General features: G+C 32.1%; 3 protein-coding genes and 2 rRNA genes. 2 read left to right on the top strand and 3 right to left on the bottom strand.

Annotation, left to right across the window (positions count from 1 at the left end):
* Positions 1 to 191 precede the first annotated feature (191 nt).
* Entirely contained in the window at positions 192 to 1,109 is a 918-nt protein-coding gene (locus BN2087_RS00025; protein WP_049689855.1) for a LysR family transcriptional regulator, read from the top strand.
* Here BN2087_RS00025 and BN2087_RS00020 read toward each other — a convergent pair.
* A complete protein-coding gene (locus tag BN2087_RS00020) occupies positions 1,072 to 2,466 on the bottom strand; it encodes a Na+/H+ antiporter NhaC family protein (RefSeq protein ID WP_049689854.1) in 1,395 nt (464 codons plus the stop codon). The two genes, BN2087_RS00025 and BN2087_RS00020, sit on opposite strands and share 38 nt — an antisense overlap.
* Before the next feature lie 354 nt (positions 2,467 to 2,820).
* Here BN2087_RS00020 and BN2087_RS00015 point away from each other — a divergent pair, with 354 nt between their 5' ends.
* Positions 2,821 to 3,774: a 3-hydroxyacyl-CoA dehydrogenase gene (locus BN2087_RS00015; RefSeq protein WP_049689853.1), complete on the top strand. Its 954-nt coding sequence runs from the start codon at positions 2,821 to 2,823 to the stop codon at positions 3,772 to 3,774.
* 338 nt (positions 3,775 to 4,112) lie between these two features.
* Here the strand turns inward: BN2087_RS00015 and rrf are convergent.
* Positions 4,113 to 4,229, bottom strand: a 5S ribosomal RNA gene (gene rrf, locus BN2087_RS00010).
* A 192-nt stretch (positions 4,230 to 4,421) separates the two neighbouring features.
* Positions 4,422 to 4,560, bottom strand: a 23S ribosomal RNA gene (locus BN2087_RS00005); the annotation flags it as partial.

Raw genomic sequence — 4,560 nt, 5'->3', positions numbered from 1 at the left:
AAGATAAATGTTGATGTTTGGTATATTGGTAGTCCCAATGAACCATATGTATCCTTTATTGCGCCTGCGTGTATTGTTTCTGTTGCAAATGATCTTTTTTTGTTTTCTGTCATTTTTTAATCCTTTCTTACTATTCTTTCATTTTTACAAAATATTTAATATAATATATCCAAAGACACTAAGGAGATATTATGAATTTAAACAAAATTAATTACGCTATAGAAGTTTCTAAAACAGGTTCTATTTCCAAAGCTGCCAAAAACCTCTACACATCCCAGCCTGCCATTTCTATGGCCATAAACGATCTTGAAAAAGAGCTGGGCTTTAAAATTTTTGAGAGAAATCAAGGTGGAACTCAAACCACTGCCAAGGGGCTTGAGTATCTCATAAAATGCCAAGATTTAATGACTAAATACAAGGAAATTCAAAGACAATATGCTACAAAAAACAAGGATGTTTCTGAGCTTAGAGTCTCAAGTCAACATTTTAATTTCGCTGTATCAGCTTTTATGAAATTAATCGACAAGTACAAGGATGATTCTTTCAAATTTTATCTAAAAGAAACTACATCCCTCAATGCCATTAACCACGTTGAAAACGATTATTCTGACCTTGCCTTTATCTACATAAATGATCCTTATAGGCAAGCCATTTTAAAATTATTTAAAGAAAAATCTTTATCATACGTTACTATCGCCAAGGTCATTCCTCATGTTTTCATTAACAAAGACCATCCTTTGGCAAATCAAGAATTGATTAAAATTGATGATCTTTATAAATTTCCTATGATTATTTATGAGCAAAATGACACACAGATTTTACCGGAAGAATTTGTAAACCTTCCTAATCACAAGCAAGTTATCTACACCCAAGATAGGGGTACAACTTTAGGCCTTATATCCAATACAAATTCTTTTAATGTTGGTACGGGTTGCCTTCATCCAAATAGTGGATTTCCGAATATCAAAACCGTTAAGCTTGAAAATCCAGAAAATTTATCCATGGATATAGGTTATGTTTACAAATCTTCCAAAAATCTTTCAAAGCTTTGTAGGGAATATCTATCCCTAACTAAGCGTGAACTTGTTCATTGCCTTCCAAATTTTTAATATGATCAGAGACTTTTGATTCTGCCATATCATATTCAAAGTTCCAATTATCTTTAGCCTTAGTAAATGGTACATAAATTGAAATTATTGAAACTACTCCCAAGATAAATTGGTACCAGAAAAATGGTATAATTTGGAATGGTGCAACTGCGCCTTTAGTAAAGCTTGCAGCTATCAAAACTTGAGCAGCATAAGGCACTATTCCTTGGAATACACAAGAAAATGTATCAAGCAAAGATGCAGACCTTCTTGGGTCAATCTTATATTCATTGCACATTTTCTTAGCAATTGGACCTGAGATAATAATTGCAACAGTATTGTTAGCAATTGCTACGTCAGCAAGAGAAACGAGTGCAGCTATACCAAGCTCACCAGATTTTTCTCCCTTAGCAAATTTTCTAATTTTTGCAATAATCCAATTAATACCGCCCTCTTTGGTAACCATATTAGAAAGACCACCAATTAACATAGAAAGTAAGAAAATTTCAAACATTCCAGTAAATCCTTCCCACATAGTTTGAGAAAGAGCAAGTAAATCAAATCCATTGTTCATAAGAAGAACAATACCTGATAAAACAATACCACCAGTCAAAACTAAAAATACATTAACTCCCATCAAAGCTACAACCAATACGAAAATATAAGGAATAATCTTAATAATATCGTAAGATAAGTCTTTTTGAGCAGGTTGAGATTCTGGAGCACCCAAAATAAGTAGCAAAATAAAAGTAATAATACCAGCAGGAAGAGCCATTTTTAAGTTCATCCTAAACTTATCTTTCATCTCACAATTTTGAGTTCTAGTAGCAGCGATAGTTGTATCAGAGATAACAGATAAGTTATCACCAAACATTGATCCACCAACCAAGGCACCAAGCATCAAAGCCATATTGATACCACCAGATTTAGCAAGACCAACAGCTATAGGTCCAAGAGCAGTAATAGTACCAACAGAAGAACCAGTAGCAATAGAAATAAAACAAGCTATCAAAAATACACCTGCAGTTAAAAATTTAGCAGGAACAAAAGAAAGTCCCAAACCAACTACAGAATCAACACCGCCAGAAGCAGAAGCAACAGCGGAAAAAGCGCCTGCCAATATGTAAATCAAACACATAATAATAATGTTTGAGTCGCCACAACCTTCAACTAAATTGTCAAATTTCTCATCAATACTTCCACCAAACAATAAAAATGCACTAATAATACCAACAAAAGCTGCAATAGGTGCAGGCAATTGATAAAATGCCATTTCTACTCCTCTAACGTGAAGTACAATTCCTGTGGCAAGGTAAATAACGATAAAAACCAAAAATGGAATCAACGCCTTACCAGAAATTTTTTCATTCTTTTTCACAATATTCACCCCTTTTTTTAAAAAATGATTACGTTTTCATAATAATAATATTACATATAAAAAAACTTGTAAAATACATATAAATTATAAGGCATATAAGAAAAACTTATGGTACAATAAAGTATTAGAAAATTAAAATAAAATATAAATATAAAAATAACTTGCAAATTCTCTACTTTTTAAAATTCAAAAAGAATAAAGTTATAATATCAAAAAAAATTCGCAAATAAAATTAGAAAAATTACAAAAACGATATAAAAAAATTTTATTACAAAATACCAATCAATAGAATTTAAAAACAAAGAAATGGGTAAAAATATAAAAGAAAAAGAAAAAGAAAAAAAGGAGAATAATATGAAAATAAAAAAAGTAACAATAGCAGGAGGAGGAGTCCTCGGAGCACAAATAGCCTACGTTACAGCCTTTCACGGGTTTGACGTAACAATTTGGGGAAGAAGCGAAGGATCAATAGAAAGAGTAAAACCAAGAATTGATTACCTACACGAAATATTTACCAAAGAATTAATGGCTTGTCCATCCTATATTGGACAAGAAAATCCAAACTACCCAAGATCATTTTTCAATGATAAATCAGAAATAACAGAAGAAAAAATAGAAGAGCTAAAAAAAGTAAACGAAAAAGTTTACAAAGAAATGAAATACACAACAGATCTAGAAGAAGCATTCGGTGATGCAGATCTAGTAATAGAGGCGATAGCAGAAGTAGTGGACGAGAAAAAAGCCTTCTATGAAAAAATTGCCCCATACCTAAAAGAAGAAGCAATCCTAGTATCAAACTCATCAACCCTATTGCCATCAACCTTTAGAGAATACACAGGAAGAGAAGAAAAATTCCTAAACTTACACTTTGCAAATAATATCTGGAGACAAAATTTAGCAGAAGTAATGAAACACGACAAAACAAGCGATGAAGCCTTCAAAACAGTAATAGAATTTGCAAAAGAAATAGGAATGTATCCAGCAGTAATCAAAAAAGAACAACCAGGCTATATTCTAAACTCAATATTAGTACCACTAATAAATGCAGGACTAGTGCTATATGGAGATGATATAGCAGAACCAGAAGATATAGATATGGACTGGAAAATCGGAACAGGTTCACCAAAAGGCCCATTCGAAATAATAGATATAGTAGGAATTACAACAGTTTTAAACATAACAAAAACAAATCCACTAGCAAAAGATCCAACAAGTCCAATAGGAAAAGCAGTAAAAAAACTAGAAGAAAGAGCAGCCAAAGGCCTAAAAGGAATAGAAAGTGGCGAAGGATTCTACAAATACAAATAAAAGAAAAATGCGATGAAATAATTTATATTTCATCGCATTTTAAATTAAATAAAAATATTTACAAATTCAAATTTACAGTCTTAAAATCAATCAAAAAAATTTTTAATCAAAACCAATAAATAAGAAATTGGGAAGTTCAATAATGACCACTAATGTATTAATTTATTATAAAATTTTACATCAAATTAAATCTTGCAAAATTTTTATAATATGAAAATAAATTTAAATTGAAATTAAACCATAATTCTTGTTTTAAATATAGAAAATATATATTGAGATATTAATTGTAAGACTTAAAAATTTACATCAAAAAAGACCAGCCTAAGCTGATCTTATTTGTTTGGCAACTTCCTAGTCTCCCGGGAGGTCTCCCTCCGAGTACCATCGGCGTTAGAAGGCTTAACTTCTGTGTTCGGTATGGGAACAGGTGTATCCCTTCTGCCATTGTCACCATATTATGATCCTAACCCAATTTGTGTAACAAATTGTTGGTAGGTCAGACGTCGCGGCGTTTCAAAGTTGCTTGCAACTTTGTCAGCAAGCCGACGAACTTCTTTTAACCTAATTTTTTTATTCTCGCTTCGCTGCGAGTGCTCCGCACGGGTCCTCGACGAGCCGGACGGGCTAATTAATAGCTATAAATATTTCCAGTCAAGATTTAAAGTTTAGTATCCATTAGCTTAATACATTACTGCACTTACACCTTGGACCTATCTAAGGTATTTTCTTTACCTACTCTGAGAAATCTTATCTTGAGGGTTGCTTCGTACTTAGATGCTTTCAGTA

Origin of the sequence: Anaerococcus jeddahensis (genome assembly GCF_001182725.1) — a bacterium.
GTDB classification, from domain to species: Bacteria; Bacillota; Clostridia; order Tissierellales; family Peptoniphilaceae; genus Anaerococcus; species Anaerococcus jeddahensis.
The sequence above is the reverse complement of the archived record's forward strand: the minus strand, read 5'-3'. Positions and strand labels throughout refer to the sequence as shown.